Annotated in this window: 1 protein-coding gene; it reads left to right on the top strand. The window is 74.6% G+C overall.

Annotated features, from left to right (window positions below; all coding sequences use genetic code 11):
* A partial coding sequence (locus tag PUR71_RS01260; RefSeq protein ID WP_329924406.1) for a ketoacyl-synthetase C-terminal extension domain-containing protein occupies positions 1–343 on the top strand: 343 nt, incomplete at both ends.

Here is a 343-nt window from a genome sequence, read left to right on the forward strand (position 1 = left end):
CACGCTGCACGTGGACGCGCCGTCGTCGCACGTCGACTGGACGGCCGGCGCCGTCGAGCTGCTCACCGAGCGCACCGACTGGCCGGCCACCGGCCACCCGCGCCGTGCGGGCGTGTCGTCCTTCGGGATCAGCGGGACCAACGCCCACGTGATCCTGGAGCAGGCCGAACCCGAGACCGCCCAGGACGTCACGCCCGCGACCGGGGCGATGCCCTGGGTGGTGTCCGCCACGTGCGAAGCGGCGTTGGACGCCCAGGTCGCGCGCCTGACGGAGCTGGATGAACTCCAGGCCGCCGATGTGGCGTTCACCCTGGCCGGGCGGACGGCCTTCCCGCACCGCGCG

The organism is Streptomyces sp. SP17BM10 (genome assembly GCF_036322405.1).
Classification (GTDB): Bacteria; Actinomycetota; Actinomycetes; order Streptomycetales; family Streptomycetaceae; genus Kitasatospora.